The sequence below is a fragment of the Moraxella bovis genome (genome assembly GCF_025985205.1).
Taxonomy (GTDB): Bacteria; Pseudomonadota; Gammaproteobacteria; order Pseudomonadales; family Moraxellaceae; genus Moraxella; species Moraxella bovis.
Genome location: NZ_CP087840.1, coordinates 1,475,515 through 1,490,784 on the forward strand (window position 1 = coordinate 1,475,515; position 15,270 = coordinate 1,490,784).

At 46.0% G+C, this 15,270-nt stretch carries 13 protein-coding genes; 10 read left to right on the forward strand and 3 right to left on the reverse strand.

The window, feature by feature from the left end; all coding sequences use genetic code 11:
- Positions 1 to 12: 12 nt before the first annotated feature.
- Positions 13 to 2,970 (reverse strand): autotransporter assembly complex protein TamA, encoded by a 2,958-nt coding sequence (locus LP107_RS07270; protein WP_228157816.1) that lies wholly within the window; start codon positions 2,968 to 2,970, stop codon positions 13 to 15.
- 74 nt (positions 2,971 to 3,044) lie between these two features.
- Between LP107_RS07270 and LP107_RS07275 the strand changes: the two genes are divergently transcribed.
- The 4 genes from LP107_RS07275 (at position 3,045) to LP107_RS07290 (ending at position 5,778) form a co-directional block, all read left to right on the forward strand.
- Positions 3,045 to 4,373: an MFS transporter gene (locus LP107_RS07275; protein ID WP_078273240.1), complete on the forward strand. Its 1,329-nt coding sequence runs from the start codon at positions 3,045 to 3,047 to the stop codon at positions 4,371 to 4,373.
- A gap of 355 nt (positions 4,374 to 4,728) precedes the next feature.
- Positions 4,729 to 5,097, forward strand: a complete 369-nt coding sequence (locus LP107_RS07280) for a hypothetical protein (protein WP_112742231.1) — start codon at positions 4,729 to 4,731, stop codon at positions 5,095 to 5,097.
- A 180-nt stretch (positions 5,098 to 5,277) separates the two neighbouring features.
- Positions 5,278 to 5,415 carry a hypothetical protein gene (locus LP107_RS07285; RefSeq protein WP_158079589.1) on the forward strand — a complete coding sequence of 46 codons (138 nt, stop codon included), beginning with the start codon at positions 5,278 to 5,280 and terminating at the stop codon, positions 5,413 to 5,415.
- Positions 5,416 to 5,484: 69 nt separating this feature from the next.
- Positions 5,485 to 5,778: a hypothetical protein gene (locus tag LP107_RS07290; protein ID WP_143821639.1), complete on the forward strand. Its 294-nt coding sequence runs from the start codon at positions 5,485 to 5,487 to the stop codon at positions 5,776 to 5,778.
- A gap of 409 nt (positions 5,779 to 6,187) precedes the next feature.
- Here the strand turns inward: LP107_RS07290 and LP107_RS07295 are convergent, their stop codons facing one another.
- A complete protein-coding gene (locus LP107_RS07295; protein ID WP_162860382.1) occupies positions 6,188 to 7,471 on the reverse strand; it encodes a hypothetical protein in 1,284 nt (427 codons plus the stop codon).
- 703 nt (positions 7,472 to 8,174) lie between these two features.
- Here LP107_RS07295 and LP107_RS07300 point away from each other — a divergent pair.
- Complete coding sequence (locus LP107_RS07300; protein WP_158079590.1) at positions 8,175 to 8,342, forward strand: hypothetical protein; 168 nt, start codon at positions 8,175 to 8,177, stop codon at positions 8,340 to 8,342.
- Positions 8,266 to 9,054 (forward strand): hypothetical protein, encoded by a 789-nt coding sequence (locus tag LP107_RS07305; RefSeq protein WP_078273244.1) that lies wholly within the window; start codon positions 8,266 to 8,268, stop codon positions 9,052 to 9,054. Before LP107_RS07300 ends, LP107_RS07305 begins: the two co-directional genes overlap by 77 nt.
- A 46-nt stretch (positions 9,055 to 9,100) precedes the next feature.
- Here LP107_RS07305 and pdxA read toward each other — a convergent pair whose 3' ends face one another.
- Entirely contained in the window at positions 9,101 to 10,144 is a 1,044-nt protein-coding gene (pdxA, locus tag LP107_RS07310) for a 4-hydroxythreonine-4-phosphate dehydrogenase PdxA (RefSeq protein ID WP_078273245.1), read from the reverse strand.
- 125 nt (positions 10,145 to 10,269) lie between these two features.
- Here pdxA and dnaB point away from each other — a divergent pair, with 125 nt between their 5' ends.
- The 4 genes from dnaB (at position 10,270) to cysE (ending at position 15,221) form a co-directional block, all read left to right on the forward strand.
- A complete protein-coding gene (dnaB, locus tag LP107_RS07315) occupies positions 10,270 to 11,685 on the forward strand; it encodes a replicative DNA helicase (protein WP_078273246.1) in 1,416 nt (471 codons plus the stop codon).
- Between the two features lie 19 nt (positions 11,686 to 11,704).
- Positions 11,705 to 12,808: an alanine racemase gene (gene alr, locus LP107_RS07320; protein ID WP_078273247.1), complete on the forward strand. Its 1,104-nt coding sequence runs from the start codon at positions 11,705 to 11,707 to the stop codon at positions 12,806 to 12,808.
- A 100-nt stretch (positions 12,809 to 12,908) separates the two neighbouring features.
- Positions 12,909 to 13,829: an ornithine carbamoyltransferase gene (argF, locus tag LP107_RS07325; RefSeq protein WP_078273248.1), complete on the forward strand. Its 921-nt coding sequence runs from the start codon at positions 12,909 to 12,911 to the stop codon at positions 13,827 to 13,829.
- 543 nt (positions 13,830 to 14,372) lie between these two features.
- On the forward strand, positions 14,373 to 15,221 hold the full coding sequence (gene cysE / locus LP107_RS07330; protein ID WP_078273249.1) for a serine O-acetyltransferase: 849 nt from the start codon (positions 14,373 to 14,375) through the stop codon (positions 15,219 to 15,221).
- Positions 15,222 to 15,270: the final 49 nt, after the last annotated feature.

Here is a 15,270-nt window from a genome sequence, read left to right on the forward strand (position 1 = left end):
ATTTATATTCTCTTAGAAAGGTGCCCCGATAAAAAAGTGCAATTTCACTGATTTGTCTTTTTCGCCCACGCCTGTTGCCACGTCCAGTCGCACTTGCCCCACAGGGGACGCATAACGCACGCCCACGCCTGCCCCGACTTTGGTGTCATTTTTAAAGTCCTTATCATAAGCATTACCCACATCGGCAAATACGGCCAGTCGCAAGCCTTCTAAGATTTCGTAGTTATACTCGCCACTTGCCACGGCTAGGGCTTGACCGCCCGTCAGATAGCCTTTATCGGACAAAGGTGACAGGCTTTCATAGTTATAGCCACGAATGCTTTGGTCGCCCCCTGCAAAAAAGCGGAGTTTGTACGGCACGGCATTAAAATCATCCGCCCACAGATAGCCTAGGTTGAGACTGCCGATGAGTTGGTGCTGACGGTCTTTGCCGTAGCTGTTATCACCAAAGCTATACACACCGCTAAGCCCTGCTCGCAGTATCGCCATGTCGGTATCGGCGAGCAGTCCTTCTTTGCCCAGCTCTAACGAGTAGTACTGACGATAGCCCCGCATGGGATTTGCCAGATTGTCCGCCACCATCTTATTCATGGCATAGCCCAGCAGTAGGGCTTCTTGGGTGGGCTTGCCACCTTCAAACTGCACCGGCAAATCCTGCCACGTCTCTCTTGGAGCGTTGGTTTCAAGCTCATCTAGGCGATATCGTAGCGAATAGGTGCGATTCCAGCCATTTTCCTTGATGATATTACGGCTTAGCCCCGTCTCCAAAGTCTTACTTGATAAGTCAAAATGCCCCACACCTTGGTCGATTTTCTCTTCATCATAACCCAGTGAAGCTTTGACTTTATCGTTTAAAGGATGACTCATGGGACGGGTGATGTACATCTCCACGCCCTTTTTGTTTTGCGAGACTCGCACGTCCGCCCCTGCTTGCATGCCATCTCGGTTTAAGAGATTGTGCTCAATCTTGGTAATGAGTCTTGCCCCATTATCTGACCCCCAACCCACACCGATTTGGGCATCTCGGGGTTTGTCTGACATCACAAAGATATATAGTGGCACTTTTTTGTCTTCATAGACATCCTGCCCACCTTTTCGCCCTGCCAATACAGGCGACTCTACGCCTTCGGGTAGCTCTGGCAGAACATCGCTGGATTCATCGGGCAGTATCATCTTAGCCACGCTACTGACTGCATCCGAGATACGCCCTAGGATACTGCGTGACTGCTTACTGCTGTCGGTGACAAGCAGACGGTCATCAGGGGCGTTATAGAGTCGTTCGGCTTTTTGTTTGACCAACGCCAGTTTGTCGCTGATAATCTCACTTGTGGTAAAGTCAATCGGGTCAATGGTCGCCGTCACACCATCACCCAAATCCACCGTCTGACTGCCATCATCCGTCTCGGCTCGGGCAGTGGTATTTTCAAAATTAATCCCCGTCTCTGGGGTCTGACTGGGCGGGACTATCTCGGTATTGACTGCATTAAAATAACCCGTGGCAAGTAAGTTATTGCTTAGATTGCGTGTGGCGGTGCGATTATAGGCATCGCCCATCTCAAAGGTGACCAGCTTGCGTAGCACTTCGGGCTTGACAGGCAGTTTGTCAGGGTCGGTCGTCAGCTGACCTGTATCCTTATCCACGGTAAAGAACACCACATCATCAAAGCGGTATTGCTCGCCTGTGTCATAGACTAGGTTCACATCCGCCACATTGTCAGGCAGTATCACATCCACTGAATTACTAAGCCATCTGCCATCAAAATAACCATGCTCGCCACTGACTTCATCAATAACCGCCTTATTGGCTTCATAGTTGCCATGATGAAAGACATCGCCCTGTTTGAGCGGAGCGTTGTCTTGGGCTTGGACATAGGCAGGGTCATCCGCCCCCAAACCACGCACGTCTAGCACCGCATTATCCACGACGACAGGCTCGCCCAAATCATGCATGACCAGATTTATCTCGCCTGCCCCTGCCCGCTCTATGCTAAAATTCAAATCATAATAGCCCACCGCTTGACCTGCAGTGATAACCGTCTGCCTAAGGCGTGCCACCGACGCCCCAAAGTCCGCCACACTCTCAGCACTAATCTCTTCTAAGGCGGTCACGATGTTGGCAAATGGCTCAGATTTTAGAGTTTTACGGGCGACTTTGTCGGCATTATCGGTTGCTTTGGCGTTGTTCATGCGTCTTGCCATCATCTTGGCTTGCAGGGCTTCAAAGTCATCCAAACTCTCCACCGCCGTATCCCAGCCCACACGCTCGCCCCCGTGATAGACATTGACTTTTAGGCGAGTGACCGCTTCTACACCGTCATTGAACAGGCGGCTGTACAGGCGTTTGACCAGATTTGGCGGTTTAATCTCATCGACGATGGCATCAGGGCGTGGGGGCGGTGTGTTCGCCTCATATTCGTACTCGGGCAAATAAGCGGTCGGGTCAAGCTCGCCCTCCGTCTCATCCTGCCCTGCGGTCACACTCTCATAAGTGGGCAGTTTGGTAATGGCACTCTCATCCAGCCCGATAGGTGTTTTATCCGTACCCAGCGTGGCAATGTCGCCATCTTCAATCTTAGCAAAACCATCTTCATGGCGGGTGTCGGCATGACTGACATCTGCCGTCTCATAAAAGCGGTTGTCCATACTGGCATCTTGTAATTTTTTCTCAATCTCTGCCGTGGTCAGCATTTGACTGGCGGACATGTCCCCAAAAAACACATCATCAAGCAGACCATCTGCCAACATCTCTGTACCGCTCAGCTTGCCATCATCCATCACGCCATTATCTGTCTTGCTTGGCTCGCTGTTATTGGTCTCGCCCGCCCCCACAGACATGGACGCATCAGGATTGACCGTGGGCAGTGGTGCTGACAGTTGGCTCGCTATCGCAGGCAATACCCCAACCCCCATCAGGGCATGCAAGCACAAGAGCAGGCGTGTTTTTTTGTGTACAGATACAACTTTTTTCATGATAAATTTTAAAAATTTTAAAAATATCTGCTATTATAAGCAACTAAATTATCATTATCAACACACAAAACATCATGGCATCCCAATTCTTCCTATTTAGAACCCGTCGTTTTAGCTCGATGTTTGCCACTCAGTTTTTGGGTGCATTTAATGACAACGTGTTCAAACAGGCACTCATCTTGGTGCTTACCTACACCGCCGCCGCCAAAATGGGCGTTGCGGTCAGCTTGCTTAACAACCTTGCCGCCTTACTATTTATCTTGCCTTACTTTTTGTTTTCAGCATTGGCAGGGCAAATCGCCGATAAATACGAAAAATCACAACTCACCCAAAAACTTAAACTATTAGAAATCATCATCATGGTTTTGGCGGCGGTCGGATTTGTCTTTGAGCTATACCCTCTGCTGTTTGTGGCGTTATTTTTAATGGGCACGCATTCTACCTTTTTTGGCCCTGTCAAATATGCCTACCTGCCCGAAGTCATGCACAAAGATGAGCTGGTCGGGGCAAATGGGCTGTTCCAAACTGGCACCAGTCTTGCCATCCTGACAGGCATGATGTTGGCGGGGGTCTTAACTCAGCTCAACAACTCGCTGGTATGGATATCGGGCATGACCCTACTCATCGCCATCTTGGGTTTTATCGCATCTCGCTTTATCCCTGTCGTCCCACCCCACGAGCCGAATTTAAACGTAGATTATAATATTTTTCGCACCAGTTTTAATATCATCAAATATTTGTATGGTTTACCGTTATTGTTTTTTATCATTTTGGGTAATAGCTGGTTTTGGTTTTATGGGGCGACTTTTTTAACCCAAACCCCTGAATTTAGCAAAGTGATTTTGCATGGTAATGAATCGGTGGTGATTTTATTATTAACCTTATTTTCTGTTGGTACTGCCATCGGCTCATTATTATGCAAAACACTCACCAAAAACCAAATCAGCCTAAAACTTTTGCCCATCGGCATCATCGGTCTTAGCGTGTTTGCCGTGGATTTATATCTATCACTAAGCAGTATTCATATTAATGCCCCTGCCCATGGCACTTATACCATCAGCGAGCTGTTAAATATGAATGGCACAACTCGGGTATTTGCCGATTTGTTTTTATTGGGGTTGTCAGGCGGTATTTATATCGTGCCATTATATGCTTTTATGCAGGCTTATGCTCCCATCAGCCATCGCTCACGCATTGTTGGGGCGAATAATATTTTTAATGCGATATTTATGGTTGGCTCTGCCATTTTCTCTATTATCATTTTAACGGTATTAACATTATCCATCCCTCAATTATTTTTAATCACAGGTGTGATTAATGCTGTTTTTGGGATATTTTTATACATCAAATTAACCTGTTATAAAGACAGCATGGCAATGGCAGAAGATGACGGCATGATTTAATTATTTTAAAAACACAAAAAGCCATGTTATTTATTAACATGGCTTTTTATACGGCTTATCCTTTCTCAAATTTATATACAGCTAACAAAATTGAATTTTGCTACGAAAACCGTGGTACTTTTTCATTTTGTAGAGTGTATTTTGGCATAAAAAGAACCACGTATCAACACATGCTTGCAATGCTCCAAGAAGTCTACCCATCGCTCTTTTTGGAGCGGACGGTTATGACAAAATCAATAAAGGAACAATGACGGATTATAGCGTTCTCAATACGAATAAAATTTGAAAAATTTTTACAAAAAATAGTTTCATTCATTTTCCGAAAAATTGTGGCGAAAATCAAGTCGCAAAAGGCGTGAACAAAAATGGAGAAATCATCTGCGGTGCAAGACTTTCTAATATTCTGGTGAATGTCCGTGTAACCGACGGAACAGGAATTATTGAAAATATAAAAACCAAAGAAAAGAAAAATCTTCAAAAAAATGACACCTTCACCGTAACGGACAAAGTCATGCTCAGCACGACCGACAAATCTCTGGAAATCGCATTTGCCGATGATTCTATCATTCGTCTAGAAACGGATACCAAGATTTCACTTTCTGGAATCAAAGATCACGACGGAATCCGCACACTTGCCGAAGCGAGTTATGACCGCGGGCTACTCTGGGGGCGTGTTGTCTCACCTGATGGGCCGTCATTGCGACATGGAGAGATTATTGCCTGAGTGCGTGGAACGAGCATTGCCTTAACGGAAGATAGCATCTATGCTTTACAATCGCAGCATCATGATAGCGCCGTAACAATTCAAAAATCTGGAAATACCATCAATATGTGAGAATGTTCACAGATTTCTATCAAAAATCCTGATAAAGCCAATACTATCAGCAATGGTGGCGAGCGTTGTATGGGAGCGAAAATCTCATACGCAGGAAGAGACGATATTGTCCGTGAAAACACCAAAAAAGACATTGCCTATCTCAATACGCTCATCGCCGAGAATAAAACAAATAATCATATAGAAAAAGAAAGAAATATCGCCTGACCGCAAAAAATAGAAAAAAATGAAAAATTCTGTCCAGACACAAAAAATCCTATATTCTGGCCGAATGTCATGGATGCAAGTCAGATGTGTCAGGATGAAAAGGTGTATGCTATGGTTATAAAAGAAGCTGGAAAAAATCCAATTTTATATTACTTTAATAAAAATGGAAAGATTCAACAAAGCAACGGAACAAAAATACAAAGAAGTATTCGATATAATTTTCAAATAAATGAAAATTTTTATAATAATTTTAATGAATATTTTATAAAAACTTTTAAAGAGATTAATGGTGAGGCGGTTTCAAATATTTCACTTTCTGATGGTGACAATGCCCAAAAAAGACCAACTATTTATTATAAATGAAATTCTTATGAAGAGGACAATGAAATATATATAAAAAATAATTTTGAATATTCTACTAATGATATTTGAATTGATCTATGAGATATTAAAGTTTTAAAATTTCTAAAAAAATAATATACCTTTTCGGTATATTATTTTTTTAGAATCAAAACGGATTTAATGATGGTAGTAATATGGTGCGCTGAGTTTTTAGTGTGGGATTGGTTTTACTTTGTAGGAATAATTTTAGTTCATTATTTGAGGAGGTTGCAGGATGGTGAATAAAGGTGAAGGTTTTTTCGTGGAGGTTTATGATTTTATGATTATCTGGAAGTTCTACTCATCATCGTCGTCGCAGTTCATATCATGTTATTTCTATATTATCTCACAAATAAGGCTTTAAATCAATGGTTACTTGTTTATATGTTTTTCAGTCTCGCAAGCTTGTTGGCAGTTTTGATATTATATTATTGAACTCGTCTGGTGTCATGATTGGCGTTACTGGTGCTGTTTTAATGGTTGCTTTTGCTTCGTTTGGATTGATGGCAGGTGTATATTCTCCTGTATTTCCATTTTTTGCCTCGGCAGTTGTCGTGATGGTATATTCACCATCAATCAGTCCTGAGAATACGCCGTTTTTACTCTTGACTTGTGTTCCACCCACTGTTGTAAGCACATATTCTACATTTTCCACTCCATCCATATCTATAATACCGTGATCGGTTACACGAATCGTGTTTCCATTTTCTACTACAATAGTTGGTTGCTTGAATGCTGTGAGTGTATCAAGGATTTCTTGTTGTTCGCTTGAAGATGTCTCTGTTTTTATGTTGGCGACTACTGTTCCGAGTCTATCCACCTCTTTGACACTGTGGGGGCTGGCGGTGCTGATGACTTGACGGACATGGGCGTTCATGCGTGCCAATGAGTCCGTGCCACGCTTGCCACGCAGTGATGAGCCACCACCGAAATGATAGGTTAGCCCTATGCCACCGCCGTTATCGCTCTTGCCGTCTTGACGATGATGAAACAGGTGAGCATTCACAGAGATAGGCATGCCTGTGATACTGTGCTGTATGCCTGTCTCATAGCGTGAGTCAGTGTCGGCATATACATACGCCATAGAGCGGTCGCTGTCATAGTAATGCTGATAGCGGACGTTGGCGTGTGTGTCGCTGTCCATGCCGAACTCATGACGAAGCCCTGTGCGAATTTCGCCATGTTGCCCCACATCAAAAGTCGCTCCCACGTTCGCATAGCCACGCACATCACCGTCAAAGGTGCGTGTGGTTGTTGTGGTTGTGTGCGTTGTGGTGATGGTTTTGATGTTGCCTGCGGTCGTCTCTGACGTGTGAGTCTGATGAATGGTGCTACTGCCTAAGTGTTTATTATCGCCACGATGAACGATGACGTTTGCGTCTATGTTTGCACGCTCGGACAGATACACCCCACCGACTGACGCACCGTAGGCGGATAGGTCGGTATTGTGATGATTTTCGTTGGCATAGGACGCTGTGCCATAGACATAGCCGTGTGCGAGCGATTTGCCCACACCGATAATGGCGTGTGTGTCGTCTGTGGTTCTGTCAGCGGATATGCCTGTTTTTCGGCCGTGATTGACCACTCCAAACTGCACAGATGAGTTTGGCTTACTAAATGGATAACGCACCGACTCACTGGCATGGACAGATAGCCCCACCATAGATAACGGCACAACAATCATCAAGCGATGAATGGTTCAAGATAGCACAGTATGTCTAAAAATCATAGTGTTAAGAGAATTGCTTTATGCCTGACACCTGCTAGGACAGAGCCTTTATCGTCGCCAAGATGAAGATGATGCGCTAATGGGATTAAGTGTTACGGTCTTGTTTGTTCAATCTACGCTTGTATGACGGAGTTCCACGTCCGAATTTCGTCATAGTCGCCCAAACACCCTTAACCCCATGAAATATGCTATCCACCGCTTCGGCTTGTCTGCTCTCCCCGTCTTAGCTCATTAGTAACAAACTAACTGCCAAAACGGACAAAAGGGCATCATGCGTGAGTCAGGTTTATGCAATTTTCCCCATAAAAAGTGAAAATTTGTTGTATATTAGCGAATGTTTTGTGTGTTGTCAAGGGCGTGTTGGGGATTTTTTGTAAATGGGGGTGTTATTTTTTAAGTGGGTTTGTTGATGAATAAATATTATTTGGTGTTATTAATGAGCCATGCCTTTGGGTGCATTTGTAAGGGCGAGTCACATTCGCCCTGTGATACGGTGTTGATTTTTATCAAAATTAAAAATTTTTTCAATAAATTAATCACTGATATAAAGTTAAAAATGGGGCTGTTTTTATTGAATTTAGAACAGATCTATGTAACAATAAATGGAGCGGATGACGGGAATCGAACCCGCACCAAGGAGGGAAATCCTATGTCAGGCACTGAAAACCTGCGTGCTACCTTTACACTACATCCGCATGGTATTATCCTATCACATCGCCCACATCATATCAAGGACATCTATGAAAACCAACAGCAAACGCCGACTAAAACGACTGATAGAACGGGTCAATACCGTCATCATGGCATGGGGCAGTGAGACCCGCCCAAAACGCCATAAATTCGGCGAGACCACCACCCTACCGCCTTTGTATCAAGTCATGGCATATCAAGGCGAAGCGATACTTCTGCAACGCTTTTTTGGTGTGTTGCGTGAACGTCTGGGCATGGATATGGAGCATAGGGCGTATTTGGCGTTTTATGAACAGGTAGTAGAGCATGGCGGGTTTTTGTTGGACTTCATCAGTCGCACCGAGTGGCTTACGATTGTAAGTGGCGATACATCACTACCCAACATCACCAAGCACCAAGCCAAACAGCTCTACTGTATCCTACTGGCGGTCATCTCAGAACGCTCGCCTGCGATGATAAGTGTGGCGTGTGATGAGCTATTTATACATCTGTACAAACAGCAATTCCCAAGCCAAACGACCACCGAACGGCAGACCACCACCGACCAACTTCGCCACAAACTCACCAACAAACTGCGTAAAATCACGCACACCCCCTGCCAAATCAAAGAGTCCTTTCATCAAGATGATGATAAAGTAGTGTTTTGCCTAATGTATCGCAAGGACGACCGAAACCGTTATGAACCGCTCATCAGTCTAGAACGCCCACGCCTAAAAACCGCTCGCCTGTCGGCTTATCAAACTCTGCTAGATGACGATAAGCTGGCGGACAAACTCAGTTATGTGTATGAGCTTGCGTCTAAGAAAAAGCGGATTATCACGTTTAAAGATGTAGGGTGATGTCAATGTTGAAAGTGTAGAGTAAAAAGTTTCCCAACAACCCCTATCACACGTCCCCACTCATCATCACCGCCATGTCAATGGCACGCCTTAGACTACTGCTACTTGCCTGCCCTGTCCCTGCCAAATCCAATGCCGTGCCGTGGTCTACGGACGTTCGCACATAGGGCAAGCCTAGCGTGATATTGACCGTATCGCCAAAGCCGTGTGATTTTAGGGGGGCAAGCCCTTGGTCATGATACATGGCAATCACCGCATCCGCCATCGCCAGATGTCGCTCGGTAAACAAGGTATCGGCAGGCATGGCAAGACTGATCTCCATGCCGTTTTTGCGAAAATCATGCAAAACAGGGTTGATAACCATCAGCTCTTCATCGCCCAGATGTCCGTCTTCGCCTGCGTGGGGGTTTAGTCCGCATACTAGGATTTTGGGGCGGGTTATGCCAAATTTATGCACCATCTCATCGTGAGTGATTTGCACCGTTTGGCGAATCTCTTGGGGTGTGATGGCACTGGGTACGTCTTTTAGGGGGATATGCGTGGTTACTAGGGCAACTTTCATCTTGGCATTGGCAAGCATCATCACAACCTTGTCCACGCCTGCCTTGTGCATAAAATACTCGGTATGACCGCTAAATTTATCACCATTGTCTAGGCACACCCCGCCGTCTATCATCACTGATTTTTGTAGGGGAGCGGTGATGATGGCACGGACTTGGCGAGTGGTGGCAAGTGTGTGGGCGATGTCAAGCTGAGCCTTGACCATGTGGGCATTATCGACATTTAGCACACCTGCGACCACAGAGGCAAAACAAGGCACATGGAGTAGATAGATAGGGCGTGGGTCAGATGAGTCAATCCCACCGATGTCATCTATCACTGCCATGTCCGCCAGTATGTCCGCCTGTGCCTTGCCTTGCTTTTGTAACTGTGCCACTCGCTCGGCAAAGGCGTGTTTGTCCGCACAGATGATAAGGGGCGTGGGCAAGGCGTGGGCGTGATGGGTCAGCGTATCAATGACGATGTCCATGCCAATGCCAGCAGGTTCGCCTGTGGTGATGAGTAGGGGTTTGGGAGGTGTGGTCTGCATATTGATGTCATCTGTGGATAAATGAGTCGTCTATTTTACCGATTAATTAACATTTTAAAAAGCACATTTTTGGGCTTTGTGGTAAAATTTACCGCCTACTTTTTAAAAAAATAAACATCATCGCCATGACCGAAGCTAGCACCCTAAAAGATGCCAACACCACCAATGATGACCTACTGACCCTACAACCGCCACATAACATGGACATCGAGCGGGCGTTACTGGCGTCGCTCATGAGTATTGATGATTCTTTTGAGAAAATCGACGGCATTGTCAAGGCAGAAGATTTTTATGGCGAGCGTCATCGGCAGATTTTTAATGCCATCAATCATTTATCACGGGTCAATCAGCCTTATGATACGCTGATGGTGCATGACTTTTTGAGTCAGCAAAACCTACTTGCCATGGCAGGCGGGGAAGAGTATCTCATGCAAATCAACCAAAGCCCTGCCACGCTCTTTAACCTAATCCCCTATGCCGAGCGGGTGCGTGAGTTCTCGGTCTATCGTCAGCTCATCAAATCCGCCAATACCATGCTCAATCTGGCGTATCACCCCAAAAAACAGACCGTGAGCGAGATTTTGGACGTGGTCGAAGCGGATATTTTTCGTATCAATGAAGACTACTCTCGTGGCACGGGCAAACAGGGGGTTCGGCGAGTTGAAGACATCTTGCAAAGCGTGACCGACCAGCTCGTTGAGATTAAAAGCCGTCAAGGCGGACTCATCGGACTGCGTACGCCCTTTGAAGAGCTAAATAACAAAACCCAAGGCTTACAGCGGGGCGATCTCATTATTTTGGCGGCACGTCCGTCCATGGGGAAGACCACCTTTGCCATGAATCTCGCCCAAGAAGTACTGGTGCAAGAGCTACCCGTGGTCATGTTCTCCATGGAGATGCCTGCCGAATCCATTCTCATGCGGATGATGTCGGGGTTTAGTAGCATTAACCAAAGCAACCTACGCTCAGCACAGATGAGCGAAGATGAGTGGGTGCGTCTGTCGCAGGCGATGACCTTTTTTCAAAACACTCATCTGTACATCGACGACCGTAACAACCTACCGCCATCCGAAGTCCGCTCTACCTGCCGACGTATCGCCAAAAACCACCCCGAAGGCTTGGGCATGATTGTCGTGGATTATTTACAGCTTATGAAAGTACCGGGCATGGAGAACAACCGTGTCCAAGAGATTGGCGAGATTAGCCGAAGCCTAAAAGCCCTAGCCCGTGAGATGAACTGCCCTGTCATCGCCCTATCTCAGCTTAACCGTAGCCTAGAACAACGTACCGACAAACGCCCGATGATGGCGGATTTGCGTGAGTCAGGGGCGATTGAGCAGGACGCTGACTTGATTATGTTCATCTATCGTGATGAAGTGTATTATAAGGACAAGGCGGACAACAAAGGCTTTGCCGAGATTATCATTGGCAAACAGCGTAACGGCCCTATCGGTAAACTGCCCCTTAAGTTTGTGGGAGAGTACACCCGCTTTGATAATCTCATCGTTGGCGACAGACCCGATGATTATGAAGAAGAATGACAAATAAACAGGACAATCCATGCGACACACTCACATCACCATAAGCCAAACCGCCCTAGCCCATAATCTAGACATCATCAAACGCCACGCTCCCCATGCGTCCATCATGGTAATGGTCAAGGCAAATGCTTACGGTCATGGGGTCGCCCACTGCCTGCCTGCTCTTATGCAAGCGGACGCTTTTGGTGTGGCAAGTTTTGATGAAGCCTTGACGGTGCATGAGATTTGTGGGCAGTTATCCAAACGCATTATTCTCATCGAAGGCGTGTTTAGTCAAGATGAGTGGCTTGTCGCCCAAACACACGGTTTTGAATGCGTGGTGCATTGTCAAGCCCAACTGGACTGGGCGTTATCGCACGTTCCGCCTATAGATAGCCCCACACGCACCATTTGGCTCAAATACAACACGGGCATGAACCGCTTAGGTCTTGGGCATGATGACGTACTCACTTGTGCCAAACTTTTACATGATAAGGGCTATCGGCTGATTCTTGCCAGTCATTTTGCCTGTGCTGATGACAAAGACCACCCTGCCAATGCCCAACAAATCAAGCAGTTTGATGACGTACTAACCACCCTAAAATCTTTGTACGGCGATGTACAAGGCTCGCTCTGTAACTCGGCAGGTATCATCAACTTCCCCCACGCTCATCATGACTGGGTGCGTGCAGGCATTGCCTTGTATGGGGCAAGTCCTGTGGCGGATAGCTCTGCCGATGACTTAGGTTTGTCGCCTGTGATGAATTTCACCGCCCAAATCTTTGCCACGCATGAGCTGCCTATAGGCGAGCAGGTCGGCTATGGCGGACTGTGGACAGCAGATAAACCTACTCGCATTGGCGTGCTAAGTGTCGGCTATGGCGACGGCTACCCCCGTGTGGTTACTGATGCTAAGGTATCCATTACCAAAGACGCTCAAACTTATCTTGCCCCCATTGTCGGACGTGTCGCCATGGACATGACGATGATAGACGTCACAGGCTTGCCTGTGGGTGTGGGCGATACGGTCATGCTATGGGGCGACGATTTACCTGCCGACAACGTGGCACATTGGGCGAATACCATTAGTTATGAGCTGTTTTGTAAAACCACCAACCGCCCACATCGGGGTGTTGTGGCATAAGTTTAATTACCAATAAAATCGGTTAAGGCATTGCATTTTTATAAAAAGATTTGTTATACTCATGCCTTTATTTTTTTCATGATTAAAACAAGGAGTTGGCATGAGCGTTCGCCATTTTTTAACCTTACTTGACCTATCCAAAGACGAACTTCGCACCGTTATCAGTCGTGCCAGTGAACTTCGCCAAATGCAACACAAAGGCGAGATTTATCGCCCTTTTGTCGGTCGCACGCTTGCCATGATTTTTGAAAAATCCAGCACTCGCACCCGTGTGTCCTTTGAGACAGGCATGGGACAGTTTGGCGGTCAGGCTTTGTTTTTGTCGCCCAACGACACCCAGCTTGGGCGTGGCGAACCGATAGAAGATTCGGCTCGTGTGATTAGCTCAATGACCGACATCGTGATGATTCGTACATTCGCCCATGAGCGTGTAGAGACCTTTGCCAAACACTCGTCCGTGCCAGTCATCAACGCCTTGACCGATGATTATCACCCTTGCCAACTGCTTGCCGACATGCAGACCTTTTTTGAACACAAAGGCGACATCAAAGGCAAGACGGTAACGTGGGTCGGCGATGGCAACAATATGTGCAACTCATATATCCTAGCGTCCGAGCAGTTTGATTTTCATCTAAATATCGCCACGCCAAAGGGCTACGAGCCAAACAGTGAACTGGTCGCCCGATACGCCCACCGCCTGACCTTGACAAACAGCGTTGCCGATGCGGTTAAAGGTTCACACCTTGTCGTTACAGACGTGTGGGCAAGCATGGGACAAGAAGCTGAGCAGAAAAAACGTGAAGCCGACTTTGTAGGCTTTCAAATCACGCCTAAGCTACTAGACACCGCCGATAAAGACGTGCTATTTATGCACTGCCTGCCTGCTCATCGTGGCGAAGAGATAAGCCATGACCTACTAGATGACCCCCGTTCGGTGGTGTGGGATGAAGCGGAGAATCGTTTGCACGCCCAAAAAGCACTCATGGAGTTTTTGTTAAAAGATAAGATTAAATTGGCTTGATGCTATTGTATGCCATCAAGGGGGTGTGTCTAGCACGCCCCTGCACACATCATTGAATTTGTCGTAATTTTAAAGTTTTGTGAACATAATCCCTACCCCACGCCCTTTTTAAAACCCATTATGAATAAATCGGACATAAGTAACTTGGATTATGTTAAATAAAATTTCCCTTAAAAATTTCCCTTAAAAATTTCCCTTAAAAATTTCCCTTAAAAATTTCCCTTAAAAATTTCCCTTAAAAATTTCCCTTAAAAATTTCCCTTAAAAATTTCCCTTAAAAATTTCCCTTAAAAATTTCCCTTAAAAATTTCCCTTAAAAATTTCCCTTAAAAATTTCCCTTAAAAATTTCCCTTAAAAATTTCCCTTAAAAATTTCCCTTAAAAATTTCCCTTAAAAATTTCCCTTAAAAATTTCCCTTAAAAATTTCCCTTAAAAATTTCCCTTAAAAATTTCCCAACTTAAACATCTTAAAAATCAAACAAACTCTATACTCAGCGAGCTTTTGATGGTAGAATAAGCCATTTTAAAATGCGTTATCTGCCATGAGTATCTTTTCCAAGCTAAAAAGCCTAGCCTGTGCCATCGATGATGATTTGAGTGCGGTGCTAGAACGTGACCCTGCCGCTCGCACCAAGATTGAGATTGCCCTGACTTATCCGGGCATTCATGCTCGCACCTTGCACCGTGCGTCTCACACCCTATGGCAGGCTGACCACAAATTTTTGGCAAGGGGTTTGTCACACTTGACACGCATGGCGACAGGTATTGAGATTCATCCTGCCGCCAAGATTGGCAAACGTCTGTTCATTGACCATGGCATGGGGGTCGTCATCGGTGAGACGGCAGAGATTGGTGATGACGCAACTTTATATCATGGTGTCACGCTTGGCGGGGTGTCATGGGAGAAAGGCACAAAACGCCACCCCACGCTTGGCGATAATGTCGTGGTCGGAGCAGGGGCGAAAATCTTGGGTGGTTTTAGCGTGGGCGACAACGCCAAAATCGGTTCAAATGCCGTGGTTGTCAAGCCCGTCCCTGCAGGGGCGACCATGGTCGGTTCGGCAGCCCGCATGGTTGACAAAAACATCAAAAACACCGAAACAAGCGATGACATCAAAAGCGACACACCCAAGCCTAGCACCCCCGATAAGGGTATCCGCCTAGAATCTACCAATGACGCCAGTTTCAACGCCTATGGGCTAAGCCCAAACAGTGCCGACCCTGTGGCAACGAGTATCGCCAAACTACTCGCTCACATCCAAGCCCAAGATAAGCACATTGAAGCATTGCAAAATGCCATCTGTCGTCTTGACCCTGATTTTTGCAAATCTAATATTGACAACCTTTGCAAAGACGATTTGGCAATCTTGACCGATGATGACAGCAAATAACCATCAAACCCAATATTTACCCCACCCAGTATTCGCCAATTAATTTAGC